The 17,246-nt window shown below is 52.8% G+C and carries 15 protein-coding genes and 1 pseudogene; 5 read left to right on the top strand and 11 right to left on the bottom strand.

What is annotated here, in order from left to right; all coding sequences use genetic code 11:
* Positions 1-55: 55 nt before the first annotated feature.
* Positions 56-289 (bottom strand): type II toxin-antitoxin system RelB family antitoxin, encoded by a 234-nt coding sequence (gene relB, locus BP822_RS04995; protein ID WP_013718556.1) that lies wholly within the window; start codon positions 287-289, stop codon positions 56-58.
* A 320-nt stretch (positions 290-609) separates the two neighbouring features.
* Positions 610-795 carry an MM0924 family protein gene (locus tag BP822_RS04990; protein WP_013718555.1) on the bottom strand — a complete coding sequence of 62 codons (186 nt, stop codon included), beginning with the start codon at positions 793-795 and terminating at the stop codon, positions 610-612.
* A 258-nt stretch (positions 796-1,053) separates the two neighbouring features.
* Here BP822_RS04990 and BP822_RS04985 point away from each other — a divergent pair, with 258 nt between their 5' ends.
* The gene (locus BP822_RS04985) at positions 1,054-2,082 is read left to right on the top strand and encodes an ABC transporter substrate-binding protein (protein WP_286877851.1); all 1,029 of its coding nucleotides are present in this window, start codon (positions 1,054-1,056) and stop codon (positions 2,080-2,082) included.
* Between the two features lie 37 nt (positions 2,083-2,119).
* Here BP822_RS04985 and BP822_RS04980 read toward each other — a convergent pair whose 3' ends face one another.
* The 6 genes from BP822_RS04980 to BP822_RS04955 form a co-directional block, all read right to left on the bottom strand.
* A complete protein-coding gene (locus BP822_RS04980) occupies positions 2,120-2,209 on the bottom strand; it encodes a hypothetical protein (protein ID WP_232844367.1) in 90 nt (29 codons plus the stop codon).
* 122 nt (positions 2,210-2,331) lie between these two features.
* Positions 2,332-3,066, bottom strand: coding sequence for an ABC transporter permease (locus tag BP822_RS04975; RefSeq protein WP_013718552.1), 735 nt, complete (start codon positions 3,064-3,066; stop codon positions 2,332-2,334).
* 1 nt (position 3,067) lies between these two features.
* Positions 3,068-3,919: an ABC transporter ATP-binding protein gene (locus BP822_RS04970; RefSeq protein ID WP_048132839.1), complete on the bottom strand. Its 852-nt coding sequence runs from the start codon at positions 3,917-3,919 to the stop codon at positions 3,068-3,070.
* 22 nt (positions 3,920-3,941) lie between these two features.
* Entirely contained in the window at positions 3,942-6,002 is a 2,061-nt protein-coding gene (locus BP822_RS04965) for a putative cobaltochelatase (RefSeq protein ID WP_273279024.1), read from the bottom strand.
* 9 nt (positions 6,003-6,011) lie between these two features.
* Complete coding sequence (locus tag BP822_RS04960) at positions 6,012-6,794, bottom strand: ABC transporter ATP-binding protein (protein WP_013718549.1); 783 nt, start codon at positions 6,792-6,794, stop codon at positions 6,012-6,014.
* Positions 6,788-7,849, bottom strand: a complete 1,062-nt coding sequence (locus BP822_RS04955; RefSeq protein WP_273279023.1) for a FecCD family ABC transporter permease — start codon at positions 7,847-7,849, stop codon at positions 6,788-6,790. Before BP822_RS04955 ends, BP822_RS04960 begins: the two co-directional genes overlap by 7 nt.
* 396 nt (positions 7,850-8,245) lie before the next feature.
* On the opposite strand from BP822_RS04955, the gene BP822_RS04950 reads away from it, so the two are divergent.
* Positions 8,246-8,581 (top strand): hypothetical protein, encoded by a 336-nt coding sequence (locus tag BP822_RS04950; protein ID WP_013718547.1) that lies wholly within the window; start codon positions 8,246-8,248, stop codon positions 8,579-8,581.
* A gap of 46 nt (positions 8,582-8,627) precedes the next feature.
* Positions 8,628-8,825, top strand: a pseudogene (locus BP822_RS12945) (hypothetical protein); the annotation flags it as partial.
* Here the strand turns inward: BP822_RS12945 and BP822_RS04945 are convergent.
* On the bottom strand, positions 8,792-9,886 hold the full coding sequence (locus BP822_RS04945; RefSeq protein ID WP_273271174.1) for a radical SAM/SPASM domain-containing protein: 1,095 nt from the start codon (positions 9,884-9,886) through the stop codon (positions 8,792-8,794). The pseudogene BP822_RS12945 and the gene BP822_RS04945 overlap by 34 nt on opposite strands.
* 17 nt (positions 9,887-9,903) lie before the next feature.
* Positions 9,904-13,752 (bottom strand): cobaltochelatase subunit CobN, encoded by a 3,849-nt coding sequence (gene cobN / locus BP822_RS04940; protein WP_286877849.1) that lies wholly within the window; start codon positions 13,750-13,752, stop codon positions 9,904-9,906.
* A gap of 68 nt (positions 13,753-13,820) precedes the next feature.
* Here cobN and BP822_RS04935 point away from each other — a divergent pair, with 68 nt between their 5' ends.
* Positions 13,821-15,566, top strand: a complete 1,746-nt coding sequence (locus tag BP822_RS04935; RefSeq protein WP_324306671.1) for a carbon-nitrogen hydrolase family protein — start codon at positions 13,821-13,823, stop codon at positions 15,564-15,566.
* A complete protein-coding gene (locus tag BP822_RS04930; protein WP_286877848.1) occupies positions 15,563-16,783 on the top strand; it encodes an adenosylcobinamide amidohydrolase in 1,221 nt (406 codons plus the stop codon). Before BP822_RS04935 ends, BP822_RS04930 begins: the two co-directional genes overlap by 4 nt.
* 19 nt (positions 16,784-16,802) lie before the next feature.
* Here the strand turns inward: BP822_RS04930 and BP822_RS04925 are convergent.
* On the bottom strand, positions 16,803-17,246 hold a 444-nt coding region (locus BP822_RS04925), incomplete at its 5' end, for a methanogenesis marker protein 6 (RefSeq protein ID WP_286877847.1).

The raw sequence follows: 17,246 nt of genomic DNA, 5'->3' as shown, positions 1-17,246 counted from the left end.
CTTAGCTATATTTTTATCCAGATGCCTCAGGTCTCGCGAGACCGAAGATTTATATTCAATCTTGCAGGCCAAGAAGCTCCCTCATCTCTCCAGCAGAGACGATCCTGTCGTCCTTGTCATTCATTCGTTCCAGAGCGATGAAGTAATCTGCATACTCTTCCAGATAAGCCTCGATCGCCTTTCGGATGATGTAAGTCTTGGGACGATCGAGCGCACTGGCAAGGTCTTCAAGGCCGCGGGCGATGTCATCGGGAAGCCGAACTGAGGCGGATGTGGAGATTTGAATCACCAGGATAATATTCGTATTACAAGTATATCAATGTATTACATGAGATTGATAGAGGTGGGAGAGTTTTAATATATTGGCGCTCTTCGCCGTATTTATATCTCTTGAAGATCCAAGGTCCAGCAGTTTGACTCAGAGTGGGCAGATGTCGAAGTCCTTCTCAAAGGCGAAAAAGCATGAGTGTTAAGAAGACCACCGAAAGTGAAGAATAAAATACGGCCCTTCTAGCTTCTATTGCAGAAGGCAGTTCTTTGCGCTTTTTTCATCAGGCTCTGATCTGAATGTCGGTGTGCAACCAGAAATCCAGTGAAAGGTTTTGCGGATCATACTTCCCAGGCTGCAACCACCTTTTCCACATTTACGTAATCCCTTCTATCATTATTCTCCAAGACAATGACTCCATCAGCGCTGCCCACCAGTTTGCCACGCATCCTCTCCTTCTCATCTCCCCCGAAGTAGACTTCAATGCTCTTGCCAAATAGATGTTCAGACATAAACTTGTCCAGCATACAAAACTCCTCACGCTCTAAATAGCTCAGCTTCATTGAAATAGTTTGTGGTCTTTTTTGCGAAAAATCACTAATTAAAGAAAATTTAATGAAACTATAATTTACTTGATTAAGCAAATTTGACTGCAATCAATTATTCTTTACAGTGAACTCGACCAAATACTATTTAAGCCGATATCGAATTCAATTATGCTTGAAAAAAGAAAAAATAATTTAATCAGATGAGATCAATCAGAAATATATGAATGGGGTTACCGAATGAGAGCAATCGCTTTATTGATCATAATCGCTGTTATGCTTGTACCTGCATTGGCAGCGGATGAGATGATCGCCATCACCGACGAAGAGGGCAGAAATGTGACTGTGCCCTTCAATCCAAGCAGCATCATATGCCTATCCCCAGGAGCGGCAGAGGTGATCTATGCTCTGGGAGAATCAGATCGGATAATTGCCGTTACCGACGACTGCGATATGCCCCCTGCACTGCTGGAAAAAGAGAGCATCGGGAAGTCCAGTCGAAATGCAGACCTGGAGAGGATAATCGAGCTGAACCCCGATCTGGTGATTGCCAAGACAGGAGGCCTCTTCCCTGAGGAGGACGAGCAAAAGCTGACAGACTATGGAATTCCTGTGCTCAGATACCGCCTTTTGCACATCAACGCCTTGATTCCGATGATCGAGGACCTGGGCAGGATCCTAGGAGAAGAGGAAGATGCCCGAGATATGGCCAATGACATCTCCGGATACTATGATTCCGTCCTGGATCGAACGGGGACGATGCCCGATGAAGATCGGCCTTCGGTCTATTTCATGTCCATGGGCCACTTTGATTGGACGGGCAACCGGGATTCGACGGGACATGTCAGGATAGCAGAGGCAGGGGGCAAAAATATAGCAGCTGACCTGCAAACTAAAGTGCCTCATGTCGATATGGAATGGGTTATCGAGGAAGATCCAGAGGTGATAGTCTACTCCATGACCTCTGAGCAGTACGATGGCACAACTCCTACCATCGAAGAGATGAAGGCCAAGCGAATGGAGATCATCTCCCTGCCTGGGTTTGAGAGCATCGATGCAGTCAAGACGGGACGGGTCTATATCACTGACATTAAGATGTCCAGCGGCCTGTCCGAGATGGCTGCTATGCTCTATTATGCCAAGTGGCTGCATCCCGATCTATTCCAGGATATCGATCCGAGAGCTGTTCATGGAGAGCTGCTGCAGAAGTACTTAAACATGGATATCGAGGACATATACCAGGTCTATCCCGATGCGCCAGTAAAATAGGAAGGGTGATCTATTCCAAAACACCCCCCTCTAATTTTTAAAACAGATACAGAAATAATGGCGCTCCCATGAAGGCGGTCATCGTATCCACCGGAAAATTGGCTGGAGCCATGATGGTCCTGGCCACCCGGTCCTCTCCCAATAGCAGCAGGGCTCCGAAAAGCCCTGGCGCCGGCAAAGCTGATCACGCTGGCGGCGATAAGAGCGGCCAGCATCATTCCTGATATCCTCACCGGCATAGCATGGATTTTAAATGCTGATCCTCCTCAAGACCACCATCCCTCCCGCCAGAAACGCTGCAAAGAAGACCAGAAGTATTAACAAAGAGGTCCAGGGCAGGGGCTGGTCTAGGGCTGCGGCTCGCAGAAACAGGCTGGAATGGGTTAGCGGCAGAGCATAGAGAGCATACTTCAGCCCGGATGGGACCTGGGATAGAGAGAAGAAGGTTCCGCCCAGAAAGGTCATGGGCATCAAGATCAAGCTTGCGAAGGTAGCCATGTCCTCATGAGACCTCGCCAGCAGAGCCGCCAGAACTCCCAGAAAGGCGAATGTAAGGCAGGTCAGAAGAAGACCAACCAGAAAAGGCGAACCGATATGAATGGTAGGTGCGATGAGAAAGGCTACAGCGATAAATACGAAGGAACTCATTAAGCCCCTCACCACCCCGATCATCGCCTTTCCCATGAGCATGGAGGGCAGTCCGATTGGGGCCATGAGACATTCATCAAAGCTCTTGTAGTAGAGACGATCGACGTTGAGCCTCGTGCTTGCGCCGTTGAAGCTGGTGGTCATGGCGGTGAGAGCGATGATTCCCGGTATCACGAACTCGAGATAGCTTGTTCCATTGAGATTTATGCTTCGCCCCAGTCCCCAGCCAAATGCCACCAGATAAAGCAGTGGGCTCATCAAAGTGGTGATGAGGTATCTGGACCAGTGGCGCTTCAGGGTCACAAGGTCCGCCCAAAGTATGTTATAAGCATCCATATTAACTCTCCATGACCTTCTGACCGGTCAGTTCAACAAAGACATCCTCCAGGTTCGACTCTCGCATGGCCAGCTTATTGGTTCCTGGCAGTCCCTGAACGAACTGGGCAGCGAGCGACCTATCGGGAAAATATCTATACTGCGTGCCGTTTCCATTAGTCTGCATCTCGACTGCTACCATTCCCAGCTTCTGGCGGAGACCCAAAGGAGACCCAATGGCAATCATCTTTCCTTTATGAAGGATGCCCACTCTTTCGCATAAGGCCTCAGCCTCCTCGATATAGTGGGTGGTTAAGAAGACCGTTGTACCATCTGAGTTCATTTTCCGAATGAGATCCCAGACCTTTCGACGGGTTTGAGCATCCAATCCCACCGTCGGCTCATCCAGAACTAGCAGCTTCGGCCTGTGGATAAGAGCCCTGGCGATCATGGCTCTCCTCTTCATGCCGCCTGAGACATCATCTATGAGATAGTCTGCGTGCTCGGACAGCTCCACATAATCGAGCAGTTCAGATATCCTTTTCGTTCTCTGTGCTTTGGGCAGATGATGAAGCCTTGCATGAAGCTCCAAGTTCTCAGCGATTGTCAGGTCTTTGTTCAGGCTCAGGTGCTGCTGAACTATGCCGAACTCCAGCTTTACCTTGGATAGGTCCCTGACCACATCAGAGCCGTTGATGAGCGCTCTCCCGGAGGTGGGCTTTGTAAGCGTGGTGAGAATTCGGATTGTAGTAGTCTTTCCGGCACCATTCGGCCCCAGAAATCCGAAGAGCTCTCCGGGATCAACCTGAAGGCTTTGGATATCAACTACCCTTTTTCCGGAGTACTCTTTAATTAGATTCGATATTTCTATCATCCCAATCACAACGCCCAAAAGATCAAGTGTTGGCCTCGAGGAGCAGCTTCTGCTCATCATCCACAATGCTGTAGAGCGCCTCGGAGCTCAAGCCCGATATCGGATAATATTTTCCGCCGGTCATCTCTGCGATCTCCCGGCAGTAGCCGAGCCTCATCTCCATGAATGACGAATCCACCACCTCGGTATCTATGACAATGGTGTGGACTCCGAGCTGCTTTGTCCTTTCCGAGATTTCCATCAGCTCGTCTTTGATCTTTCCGCCCATTCCCACATTGGCCCTGCCATCGGATACGAGGACCATCATGAGCTTTGTCTCTGCATCTTTCCTCATCTCGCCCTGCAACAGCTGCAATCCGCGGGACAGACCTGCAGAAAGCGGCGTCTTGCCGCCAGTGGGTAGCTCCTTTAGCCTGCTTAAGGCCAGATCCACGCTGGAAGAGGGAGGAAGTATCAGCTCTGCCTCCGTTCCCCTAAAGGCCACCATCCCAATCTTGTCCCTTTTCTGGTAGGATTCCATGAGCAAGGAGAGGACTGCTCCCTTGGCGCTTTCCATCCTCTGCATGGCACCCATTGAGCCACTGCCATCTACCACAAAGAGCAGCATGGCCGACGTCTTTCGCACCCGCTCCTTCTCTCGAATGTCCTCGCTCTTCACTTTAATGGCATTGGGTCCTGATCTGGCCTTTTGATATGGAGCTGCAGCACGAATGGTGGCATCGATGGCGATATCTTTTCCCTCTTTAGGCATCCTCTGTCTCAGGTACCTTCCGGAGTTTTGCAGTGCAAGGGTGTTTATCCTCCTGCCACTGGTTTTTCTGCGAAAAATCTTGTCCCTCTTTCGAGGCATATTGATCTGCCGCACATCTATTGGCGCTCCGATCTCGAAGATCTGCTCTTGCGGTGATGCAGCCTGAGCCTGATCAGAGTCCTCCTGTTGATCGGAACTCTCGGGCTGTTGCTCCTGTTTTTTCTGCTGGGGAGGCTGCTTTGGTTGCTGCTCTTGCGGCTGTTGCTCTTGTTGCTGTTGCTTTTGTTGCTGCTGGTCTTGCTGCTGCTTTTCCATGGACTTTTCCAGCTTATCTTTGTTAAGGGTCGGCGGCTCAAAGGGCCTGCTCCTCATCCTGTGAGCCAGCGCCAGCTCCATGGCCTTCTTCACATCCTCCTGGTTCGCCTCCGTCCTTCCTTCAAAAGCAGCTATGGTCTTGGCCGTTCTGGAGATCACTATCTCTGCCCTGTGGGTCTTGACCCCCAGGTCGATGCAGGTAGAGGCTATGATTCTCAGAAGATCATCGCTCATAGTCACCCTGCCAAGGATCTCCCTGGCAGCAGAGATCTTCCCCTTAAGACCATCCTGAAGAGCCTGCTGCTCTTTTGAGAAGCCCTCAGGGTCGGCATCAAACCGTTCCGCCGTCTTGGCAATCAGCATTCTCTGATCTACATCCTCGATGCCGACAACATTTACCTGCAGCCCGAATCTGTCCAGCAGCTGCGGTCTCAGCTCTCCCTCCTCGGGATTCATGGTGCCCACAAGGATAAACTTAGACGGATGGGCAACGGACACGCCCTCGCGTTCCACGATGTTCACCCCCATGGCAGCGGAGTCCAGCAGCACGTCTGCCACGTGATCATCCAGGAGATTCACCTCGTCGATGTACAGTATACCCCTGTTGGCAGCAGCCAGAATTCCCGGCTCCAGGGCCCGGATTCCCTCTTTGATTGCCCTTTCTACATTCAACGATCCCACAACCCGATCCTCTGTTGCACCCAGGGGAAGGTCGATCACCGGGGTCTTGCGTGAAGCTTCTTTAATCTGGCCTCTCTGACTCCTGTCAAAGCAAAGGTCGCACATCTCCTCCACATTTCTGGGATTGCAGTTGAAAGGGCAGTCCTCTACCACAACAATATCCTCAAGGAGGTCAGCTAGGGCTCGCACAGCGGTTGATTTAGCGGTTCCTTTATCACCTCTTATCAGCACGCCGCCTATGCGCGGATTGATCGCATTCAGGATTAATGCAAACTTCATGTCCTCCTGGCCCACAATGGATGTAAAAGGAATGGTCCTTCTTTTGATATGATGCATTTCTTCACCTTATGCTACGCCTTCGTTAAGTGATCGCAAAGGAACGATGTACGGCCTGTCGAGGTTATTCATCACCACGGCCTCGACTCCGTACACATCCCGGATATTCTTGGCATTTAAAAGATCAATAGGTTCTCCTGCTGCGTAGATCTTTCCGCCTTTCAGGATCGCCAGCTTGTCCACGAACATGGAGGCCAGATTCAGATCATGAAGTGCCATGACCGCAGAGATCTTCTTCTCTTTGACCAGGGACGATATCGTCTCCATGACCTCGAGCTGGTGTTTCATGTCCAGACTTGAGGTGGGCTCATCCAGTAGCAGCACCTCCGGCTCCTGGGCCAGAGCCCTGGCAATCAGAACCTTCTGCTTCTGACCCCCGGATAGCTGGGAGAAGTCCCTCATGGCCAAATATTCCAAATGCAAAAGCCCCAGGATATCTGCTACCTTATCGAGATCGGAGTCTGATACGCGCCAGCTTATATGCGGCCTCCTGCCCATGAGAACTGTATCAAAAACGGTAGTGGCCAGAGGAGTCGAGCTGGACTGAGGAACATACCCCAGGCGTTTGGCAAGCTCAGTTCTGCTTACAGTATCGATATCTCTGCCATCGATTAATATGCTTCCTTTGGGCTTGAGTATTTTATCCATGCATTTGATCAGAGTGGTCTTGCCCGAGCCGTTTGGGCCGACCAGCCCCAGCACTTCCGAATCCTCGACCACCAGATTGAGGTTGTCCAGGATCATGGAGCCATTGTAGCCGAATGTCAGGCTCTTTATAGTGATATTTACCAAAACACCTTCCTCCTTTTCATGAAGAGATAAACGAAGAACGGGACACCCAAAAACGATGTCATTATGCCCACAGGAAGTATTACCGGCGCGAGGATCGTCCTGGCAAGGGTGTCAGCACCGAGGAGAAGCAGAGCGCCCACCAGGGCCGAGCCCGGCAGAAGAAACCGGTGATCTCCCCCTATGATCATCCTGGTGATATGAGGAGCCACCAATCCCACAAAGCCGATGGTTCCAGTAAAGCAGATTATGCTGGCAGTTATGAGCGAGACCAGCACCATGCTGATAACGCGTGTCCTCTCGACGTTCACTCCCAGGCTCTTGGCAGTCTCGTCACCTGCCCCCATGGCATTGATGTCCCATGACTTGATGATCAGATAAGGTAGACAGACTGCCAGAATTGCTGAAATTATTCCGGCCTTTTCCCAGGAGGATTTGCCCAGGGAGCCCATCATCCAAAAAACGACCTCCTGCACCTGTTCTGCATGTCCAACATACTGCAGAAACGATGTCATGGCACTGAACAGGTACATGATGGCGATTCCTGCCAGGATCAGAGTTTCTGGAGTTATGCCTTTGTACTTGGCAAGGCCGTAGACGGTGAAGGATGCGATCAATGTGAAGATGAACGCATTGCCGATTACCAGGTACTCTCCTCCCACAAATCCGGCACCGAGCACTATGGCCAGGGCTGCACCGAAGCCGGCTGCTGAAGATACGCCCAGGGTGAATTCGCTGGCCAGTGGATTCTTCAAGATGCCCTGCATGGCTGCGCCTGCGATCGCCAATCCCATGCCTGACAGTATGCCCATGAGGATCCGATCGAGGCGGAGGCCCCAGACGATGGTGTTTGCATATGACGTTGATTCAAAGTAGTCGGGAAGAAACCTGGCCATGATGGCAACATAGACCTCCTTAATGCTGAGACTTGCAGAACCGAGGGTGACGGCCATGCTCGCCAGCAATGCGGTCCCCAGCAGCAGTATCAGGAAGAAGAGCGCCCTCTTGCCCATATAGCTCTGGTATTCGCCCATCACCTCAGTCTTTGATAGAGACATAGGCCTCCAGAACGATGCCCAAGCAGATCAAAACCCAGAATTTGTTATCTATCATGCCATTCTTCCATAGTAAACAAAATTGGATTTAATACAAATTAGATTGTATTTAAGCGTTTCGGGAAATTTCGAAAACCTAACCGACTCGAAACCACAACTGCTTCTGTACATGATAATCAGGTTGATAGTAATCGTTGACAGCAGGGTTTACGCCGAATTATTAATGATTTGGGCGCATCGCTGCTGGTTACGCTGAACGGGATGCGGCTGCTGAAGAACGGCCACTGGCGGCAGATCCAAATATCTGTGCATGCATAAACTCCTTCGATGTCCTGATCGCCGGAATCGCCGAGGCGAACGAGGCTGAGGCACAGATCGCAATAAAGAGCAGAGGGTAAAATGGCGGAATACGGTGAATGGAACCGAAAGGGCGCGAGCCTCAGCGATGTGACGGCAAAGAAGGAGTATGGCGTGGACCGGGAGTTCATAATCAAGGGAATCAACGCAGGAAAGCTTGAGTTCCGCGAGGGAAGCATCTATGGAAATCCTTACATCAAGGTCTTGAGACGCCAGCTCGAGGAGTACATCGCCGAAGAGCTAGGGAAAGAGTACCTGAACAAGGCCAAGAACAGGACCGAACTCCGAAAGATCAAGAAGGAGATCGCTGAGGTCGAGTGTAGGTTGGCCTCGCTTAAGCTGGAAAAGACCGCGCTTGAGAGATTGCTGGAAAAATAAGGAGAGATGAAGAGGGCCCTTCGCCAGTGGTGCCTCGATAAGGAGATTGTGCGCCCGGGCCTACCGGGCCGCCTACGAGCGTGAGTGCACGGTCATCGCGGAGAGAGTGCCCAGGATGGCCTCTGGAATCAGAGAGCCGGCAGGCCTGTGGCGGATTCATAACTTTCTGACCGAGAAGCGAAATGAGACTGACGAGAAGTATGACTGCAGCTACTCACTACTGCTCTGGGTCTTTAGCAGGCTGATGGTGGAGGGAGGGATCAGCGAGGATGATCTGAGGTGCCTCATGAAGGCCCTCTTGACGGCGCATTCCACCCTCAAGTTCGATTCAGGAACACAATGTGCCAGGCAAGGCCCGCCGCAAAGCCAGCGATCCCGGCAGGTCCGGCATTCCTGAGGGTCCTGCACAGATCTTCGTGCCCGAACCATTCGCCCTATCAGCCTCTTTGCGAAATCCGGCTCCTCAATATTACCCAGCCGAAGCTCCGGACGGAGCATGGAAGGACAGGCAAAGGCCTCGCCGCCGGGCATTACAACAACAGACCGACAGGCATCAAAGTAGCAATGATGAAGCCTCTCTCTTCCTTCTTCTACAGTATTGCGCATTCTCTCCAGTTCCCTGAATCGCACCAGGCTTCCGCCCATTTGGGCCAGGCCTTCTGCACGCTCTATGGCTGCCTCAATGCCTCTGGAAGCGACGACTGCATCTGGCTGCATTGAGTTATCGCCCCGGCCCGCTTGCCTTAGGAAGTCGATTGCGATTCCCTCAATGTTGCCAAGGTAGCTGCACAGCTCCACGAGCCCCGCAAGCGCCCCAGCATTGGCCCTGGTGAGAACACAGGTCGCGCCGACCCGAATTCCTGCCTCTCTAAGGGCCATAATTCCATTCAGTGCAGATTTGGCGGAGCCGCCACGTCCGCTGGAAAAGGGTCGGATACGATCGTTCACTGATGGAGGGCCATCCAGGCTCACGCCTATTCCGATTTTAAGATCATTCAGCCTTCCGGCAACATCGGAAGTGATGAGGGTGGCGTTGGTCTGAACCTGGCAGGGAACGTGCAGGCCCAGCTCGCTGAGATAATCTACCGCCCACTCTATGAGGTTGAGATTAAGTAGGGGCTCGCCGCCTGTGAACTGGATCTTAAAGCCATCGAAGCATTCCGCCATCACGTCGATGGCCCGCCTGGCAGTGATCCAGTTCATCGAGGCGCTCGACTCGCCGCCGCGGGCATAGCAGTAGCGGCAGCGGAGGTTGCAGTCACTTGTTACGGATAAAGCCAGAAGGCCGGGGCTTTCCTCGGGCATTTTACCAGTTTTAATTCTTAGCTTCCCGAACTTGCATCGGTTTGTGGTTGATCGTCCTCGATCCACCCCTCGATATCCAGATAGACGTCCCGAAGCTCCTCCTTCATCTCCTCAGTTGCCTGCCACATCCCCCTCTCCACTGCCTCGAGCAGCCTCTCGGCGATGTTCTGCAGAGCATGGGGGTTCACTTTTTTCAGCCACTCCTGCATATCCTTATCCAGAGCGTACTTGTTCGCCAGCTCCTCGTACATCCAGTCCTCAAGAACCTCGGCAGTGGCATCCCAGCCGAAGGCGATGTCCACCATCCTGGATATGTCGCCAGCGCCCTTGTAACCGTGACGCTTCATGCTCTCGATCCATTTGGGATTGAGGATGCGGGCCCGGAAGATATGCTTGGTCTCCTCAACAGTGCTCCTGGTCTTCACCCTGTCAGGATCTGAGCTGTCGCCGCAGTACGAACGGGGAAGCTCGCCTTTCAATGCCTTGACCGCTGCGATCATCCCGCCATGATAGGAGTAGAAATCATCGCCGTCCAGCATGTCGTACTCCCGGGTGTCCTCGTTCTTGACAGTCAGGTCGAGACGGCTGAGGCGCCTTCGGAACTCATCGGGAACGGTCGCTCCGAAGTTTTTGCGACCGTAAGCATAACCGCCCCATTTTACGTAGATCTCGGCCAGGTCTTTCTCATCCTTCCAGTTCTTGGAGTCGATGGCATCTGAGACGCCTGCACCGTAGGCTCCGGGGCGGCAGCCGAATATGCGGTAGCAGGCCAGTGTCTTGGCCTGTTCTCCATCGATTCCAGCGGCCGTCTTCTCAGAAATGTCTGCAGATACATGCTTTGCCAGGAAGTTCTGCTCCGGCGGCTCCTTCTGCTCTGCCACCAGCTCTACTGCTCTATCAACAAGATGCACGATATTTGGAAATGCATCCCTGAAAAAACCGCTGATGCGCAGCATAACGTCTATCCGAGGACGCTGCAGCTCCTCTATGGGAATGAGCTCTATCCCTGTTACTCTGCCGCTCCTCTCCTCCCAGACCGGCCGAACCCCCATGAGGCAGAGGACCTCGGCAATGTCGTCTCCCTTGGTTCGCATGGTGGGACTGCCCCAGATGACCATTCCCAGGGATTCCGGATAGCAGCCCTCGTCCTCCAGATAGCGCTCAAGCAGGGCGTCTGCCTGGGCGACGCCCACCTTCCAGGCCGCCTGAGATGGTATGGCCTGGGGATCGACGGAGTAGAAATTTCTTCCCGTGGGCAGAATGTCTGCCATTCCCCGGGTGGGAGCCCCGGAAGGTCCGGGCGAGACGAATCCTCCATCTGAGGCGCAAAGGATGGCTGAAAGCTCGTCCACTGTCGCATCTATGTTGGGCGCGAGCGTCGTGGCTATGTAATCCAGCACCTTTTCAATCTTGGGATTTCTCTTTCCCAGGATCTCTTCCACCAGTTCTGGAATCGTCCCAACGGCAAACCCCTGCTCATGGAGACCGGACACCAGCCGCAGGGCGAGAGAGTTCAGATCATCAATCACCTGCCCGCAGGTCTTCGACCCGGAAACGATCTTCCCCCTATTGTCCAGAAGATAATCATAATCATAGCCCATGGCCTCTGCCAGAGACTGCCGGAGAGAGGGTACCTGACCGTTGGCAAGCCTGGTGAGCGCAACCAGGAACTCGTCCAGGCGCGAGCCCTCGGGCGGCTCGCCAAGGATATGGAGGCCGTCCCTGATCTGAGTGTCCGCCATCTCGTGCAGATACTCATGCAGCTTTTCCAGGAATTTATCGAAATCCGAGAACGCTTCTTCCTCTTCAACCTCCAGGTCATGGTCCAGCTTTGCCTCGCAGACCTTCTCCCAGATCATCTTCTTCTGTGTGGGCAGTTTGGATTGGTCCTCGGAGGCGGCCTGGTAGTAATCGGCGAGCATCACCTCCAGCTCCGCCATCTCATCATAAGCATCGGCATTGTGCATGACAGGAACCAGATGGTCGATGATGCAGCAGTAGCTCCTCCTCTTGGCTTGAGTCCCCTCGCCAGGATTGTTGATGATGTAGGGATAGATGTTGGGCAGATCGGATATGGCGATGTCCGGGAAACATGAATCCGAAAGCCCAACCGACTTTCCCGGAAGCCATTCCAAGGACCCATGCTTTCCGATGTGCATCACGAGATCAGCCCGGAAGACATCTCTAATCCAGCGATAGTAGGCATAATAGTGGTGAGGAATGGGATGATCGGGGCTGTGGTAGATGGCGGCCGGGTCCTCCAGAAAGCCGCGCGAGGGCTGAAGGCCGATGAAGATATTGCCGTTGATGACTCCTGGAATTATCAGGTTTTTCTTATGAACAAAAAGCTTTCCCGGCGCCTCTCCCCAGGCGGAGGTCATCTTCTCCTGTACGGCCACGGGAAGCTGCTCGAACCAGTCTTTGTAATCACCCTCAGTAACGGAGTCTATTGCCCTCTTAGCCAGCTCTTCCGGGCTTCTCCAGCGCCGGTCGAGGGTAAGCCTGCTCTTCACATCCTCGATCAGGGCCTGGCCATTCTCGGGCATTCTCTCGATCGTATATCCCGCATCATCCATGGCCTTCATGATGTTCAAGACCGATACGGGCGAGTCCAGGCCGAATGCGGTGCCTATGCGGTCGTCTCGGGGAGGGTAGTTGTGGAAGATGATTGCCACCTTCTTTTGGGAATTGGGAATATGCCGGAGCTTTGCCCAGTTAAGGCTCAGGCGTACGATCTTGTTCGTGCGCTCGGGAAGCGGCTCGAACCGGATGACCCTCGCCCCGGTCAGTGGATCTATGTCCGTTCTCTCCCTGGCCGCTACAGGGACGGTGATCAGCATTCCGTCGAACTCCGGCATGGCGATTCCCATGGAGATGTCCATGGGGCTGCAGCCCTGAAGCGACTCATTCCAGTCAGCAAGAGTGTTGTAGGTCACAATGGCCTTAAGCACAGGCACATTCAGCCTTTTTATGAACCACTCCTCAGATCTGGCGACCTCCTGCCCCTCGCCGGTGTCCGATCCTTCCCAGGGTTTGATGGAGAGCGAGAACATGAGGGTGCTGATCAAGACGTCTATTATAGGCCGGCCGTCCTTCATGAAGAGGTTTTCCACCACCCACTCTGCTCCCTTCGTCCCCCGCTCGACGTCCTTTGCGGCATGAAGGAAGACGGGAATGACATTTGCGCCTTGCCTCTCGATCTCCTCAATCAGCCTGTCGATGAAGAGTGTGTTTCCCGCCTGCCAGAGGCTCTGGTAAAACCACAGGCCCACAGTCGGCCTGCCGGCAACGCACTTGCTCTGCAGATACTCCTTCAGCGTTGGTACGTGGTCGAAATCCGGATGATAGATGCCTTCCCAGATGGGCCTTGCGGGCTCGGAGAATTCATAATTCGATCCTATGAAATAGTTGGCCAGGTAGAGGATGAGGCTATAGAAGTTCTTCCGTCCACCATAATCAAGATACTGAGATACTTTCCTGTAGATGGCATCGTCTACTGTTGACAGCTTCATTAGCTCAATCTCAGGCTCATTTGAAGCAGACTGCGCATAGATGGAGACACTGCTATCTTGCAAGCTCTGGACCAATTCGTCAAAGGAGGAAAGGCTCTTCTTCCCCCCGTGCAGATTGAAGATGGCTATATGGCAGCTTCTGGCAAAATGCTCGAACTCTTCCCATTGATCGACGTCTTTTAAGTCTTCCCCGGATCTGACGGCCACCTCCGCTACCTCTCCATGCTGGCGGATCAGCTCTTTTAAGGCAGATATGAGAGGGAAGACGTCGCTTGCTTCCTGTGTGGTGACATAGGCAATCTTGACCTTCTTCGTAATAATCCATCCCGTAATCTCATTAGCATAACGAAACATTTTTTTAGTTAGAGCTAGTTGAATTGATTAAATAAAGCTTTCGAGAGACATCAAATAATTCAGCGAGAATGAATCAAATGACTCCAAATTGCAGTGAAGCCGCTAATAAAATGCCCTGTGAAGAGCTGAAAGTTGCCCTCGTTCATGCATCAATTTCCTGGAAGGAGAAAGATAAAAATATTGCCAGACTATTGGCTTTGAACAGAGAGGCGGCTCAAAATGGCGCCCGTCTCATCGTGAATACCGAGCTTGCCACTACCGGCTATGCCTTTCTAAGCAGAAAGGAGATTGCTCCTCTCACAGAGAGCATTCCCGGGCCCACTACTGAGGCCTTCGGCCTAATTGCGAATGAGTTTGGCTGCTATATCTGCATTGGCCTGGCTGAGCACGACATGAGAACGGGCATATTCTACAATTCAGCGGCCTTGCTGGGGCCAACCAAAGGTGTAGCGGCCAGATACCGCAAATTATCCCCCGCCTTTCGGGAGAATCTATGGGCCGCTAAGGGCAACCTCCCAGTTCCCGTGGTTCAGACCGAATTTGGCGCGCTCGGTATGGTGATCTGCGCCGACTCATACTCATATAGACCGGCGAGGATTGCTGCCCTGCAGGGAGCTAGGGTCCTGCTGGTTCCGGCTAACTGGCCTCCTGAGCACCATAATCCTGAAAGATTCTGGCGGGCCAGATCCCTGGAAAACGGCATTTACGTCCTGGCATGCAACCGAACGGGAATGGACAAGACGATGGACTGTAATGGTGCACAATCCTTCATAGTAAATCCTCAGGGAGAGACGGTAGCTCAGATGAGCTCTCCTGATGATACCATCATATACGGCTCTTTGCCGCTAAATGGCGTCACGACGCAAAATGCTTTGAGCGGGAGAAGGCCTCAATGCTATGGAAACATAACCCTGGATCCATACTCTCACATCAGCATCGATTTCCTTCTCGGTTTGCCGCAAGCCGCCGATTTTACAGCCGCGACACTGCAGTTATGCTCTGAGCCCCGGAATGTAGTAGAAAATACAAAAAGGGCGATTAGGCTCATAGATGATGCCCTGGCCAAGGCTGCCAGGGAGAAGGGAACGACGATCAACCTGGTCGTCCTGCCGGAGCTCTCCACCTCGGGGGCGATCTTCGGTGCAGAGGTGGCAGAGATCTGCTCGGAGGAGATACCAGGCAAAGTCACCGATCTATTTTCCCAAAAGGCAGGTGAAAGAGATCTCTTCATCGTTCTGGGCATGCCTGAGAGGGATGAATTGGGATTCTACAACAGCTCCGTCCTGATCGGTCCCGATGGAATTGTGGGCAAGTACAGGGCGGTCCACCTCTCTTGGCGCGATAGGAACTGGGCCTCCCCCGGCGACGGCGGTTTTGCAGCATATGATCTCCCCTTTGCCAGGATAGGAATGCTCATAGGCCATGACCTCCTGTTTCCGGAGGCTGCAGACTCGCTGGCAAAGCTTGGCGCCGACGTGCTCTGTGTGCCTGCCCTCTGGGACGATGCTAAATCCAGATTCATATGGGAGGCGAGGCTGAGCGAGCAGATGCATCTGGCCGTCGCCAATCAATGGGGAGACTGCGCCGGGCTCCAGGCCATTGGAGAGAGCCTTTTATGCAGCTACTCCCGATTTCAGGAAAAGGTCATCCGTCTCTCTTCTCCGCCGACTGGAGATGCCATCAATATCGCAAGGCTCGGAACGAAGGACTCCAGAGAGAAGAGGTTCCTGGAGAACATAGACTACGACGTGCTTTTGGATTTATCAAATGCTGGAAAATCCAGTAATGGTTCACAAAGGAGGCCAAAAAAATGAAGCTTGCACAGTTCTATGATGGAATTGAGCTATATCGAGAGGAGAAGATAGTCTATGCCAGGCTCATGACTCCTCACCGGGTCCTGTCCACCTGTCGCAGTTCCGCTGGCGGGATGCATGACGACCTCATGTATCTTTACAACCACCAGTCCTGTGAGCCGGCAGGAGGGCACATGAACGCCAGGATGTACCGGCTGGCGGTTGACAGTCCGGAGGATTACAAGAGAGAAGTGGCCGACCGCCACAACCTGCCTTTCCAAAAGTGTGCCACGCTTGGAACCGCAGCCAATATGAACAACGCCGCCATCTGCATCGAGAGGTTTTGCGATCTTGAGGTCGTGACAGTATGTACCGGTGGCGTGGAGGGAAATGCAGGCAGGGCAGGGGATACCGCCACCTATTACGAGCCGCAGGATGATAGCGCAAAAGGACAAATAGATCTGGAATGCGAAAGAAGACCGGGAACAATAAACGCCATGATCTTCCTCAACCGGGAGCTGACACCGGGCGCCATGGTCACCGCAGTCATCACCGCCACTGAGGCCAAGACTGCTGCCCTTCAGGAGCTAGCGGTTGGATCCAAATATTCAGAGGGTCTTGCTACGGGCACTGGAACAGACCAGATTGCAGTGGCATCAAAACTTGGGGGAAAAGCAATATCGTTTGCCGGCAAGCACTCGAAGGTGGGCGAGCTCATCGGTCGCACCATGCACGACGCCGTCTTAGAGACGCTCGCCCTTCAAAACGGCCTGACGGCTGCAGGCCAGTGCTCCTCACTGGCCCATCTGGAGAGGCTGGGAACTGACAGCAGAGAGATGTGCCAGGGAATTGGAGAGTTTCTGTCCAGGGACAACGCCGACCTCTTCGAGAAGAGCTTCTCGAATATAATCAAGGATCCTCTCACGGTAGCAGCCGTGGCGGCTCTCGTCCATCTGCGGGACAAGTTCGTATGGGGCACTCTTCCCAAAAGCTGTATGCCAGAGGTCATGGCCCTTTACGGCGCACAGATTTCTGCGGCCGTTTCGGGAAAAAGCCACCGAATTCACGATTACATGCAGGTGCTCTCCTCTTTGCACAAGTCACTTGATAAGCATGTGTTCCTGGAGTTCGTATACCAGGCATTTGCTCTTGGTTTTAGCGAGAAATGGACCGATCCGAAGAGCGAGATATGCGAAGGGACCGGGCTTCGGGATGAAGAGGCAGCAACAATGCGCTAGTAGCAACATTTTTTTCATTTTATAAAATCTCGCCTTTGGCAATAGACTCCAAAGCTCTGGAGATCAAGGGCAGCATCTTCGACTCGGCCTCGATCATGTAGCTGCCTGGCCTGACGCTTCCGCTCCGTCTGCCAGATGTTATCCAGAGCAATTTGCACGGAGATCCGGAGGCATCCCCTCGGCAGCGCCTGGGATCTCCCAGAAGGAATCCTCGGTCCTTAATAAAAATCCCTGCTGGGTCAAGGGCCCTGATCTCCTTGATCAGCGACTCGATAGCGTCCTCCTCGCCTTCGATGATGGCTCCAAAGCAAGTCTCTTTTACCTCTATGCCATGCTTTGATTCGTAGATCATCGTGGATACGTCACAAGGTAGGACGTCAGTGCATTCAGGGGATAGTATCACGTACTTTGTAACTCTCATGTTCGTGGTCAACAGCATCCTTTTTCCTTTTTTCATCCATAT

The sequence above is a fragment of the Methanosaeta sp. UBA458 genome (assembly GCF_002496085.1).
Taxonomy (GTDB): Archaea; Halobacteriota; Methanosarcinia; order Methanotrichales; family Methanotrichaceae; genus Methanothrix; species Methanothrix soehngenii.
This window is presented reverse-complemented; position numbering and strand designations above follow the sequence as displayed.

Excerpts from the sequence above, each read along its gene's own strand:
- BP822_RS04990 (WP_013718555.1), bottom strand. The coding sequence starts at position 795 with ATGCTGGACAAGTTTATGTCTGAACATCTATTTGGCAAGAGCATTGAA.
- BP822_RS04985 (WP_286877851.1), top strand. The coding sequence starts at position 1,054 with ATGAGAGCAATCGCTTTATTGATCATAATCGCTGTTATGCTTGTACCT.
- BP822_RS04975 (WP_013718552.1), bottom strand. The coding sequence starts at position 3,066 with ATGGATGCTTATAACATACTTTGGGCGGACCTTGTGACCCTGAAGCGC.
- BP822_RS04970 (WP_048132839.1), bottom strand. The coding sequence starts at position 3,919 with ATGATAGAAATATCGAATCTAATTAAAGAGTACTCCGGAAAAAGGGTA.
- BP822_RS04965 (WP_273279024.1), bottom strand. The coding sequence starts at position 6,002 with ATGCATCATATCAAAAGAAGGACCATTCCTTTTACATCCATTGTGGGC.
- BP822_RS04955 (WP_273279023.1), bottom strand. The coding sequence starts at position 7,849 with ATGTCTCTATCAAAGACTGAGGTGATGGGCGAATACCAGAGCTATATG.
- BP822_RS04950 (WP_013718547.1), top strand. The coding sequence starts at position 8,246 with ATGGCGGAATACGGTGAATGGAACCGAAAGGGCGCGAGCCTCAGCGAT.
- BP822_RS04945 (WP_273271174.1), bottom strand. The coding sequence starts at position 9,886 with ATGCCCGAGGAAAGCCCCGGCCTTCTGGCTTTATCCGTAACAAGTGAC.
- cobN (WP_286877849.1), bottom strand. The coding sequence starts at position 13,752 with ATGTTTCGTTATGCTAATGAGATTACGGGATGGATTATTACGAAGAAG.
- BP822_RS04935 (WP_324306671.1), top strand. The coding sequence starts at position 13,821 with ATGAATCAAATGACTCCAAATTGCAGTGAAGCCGCTAATAAAATGCCC.
- BP822_RS04930 (WP_286877848.1), top strand. The coding sequence starts at position 15,563 with ATGAAGCTTGCACAGTTCTATGATGGAATTGAGCTATATCGAGAGGAG.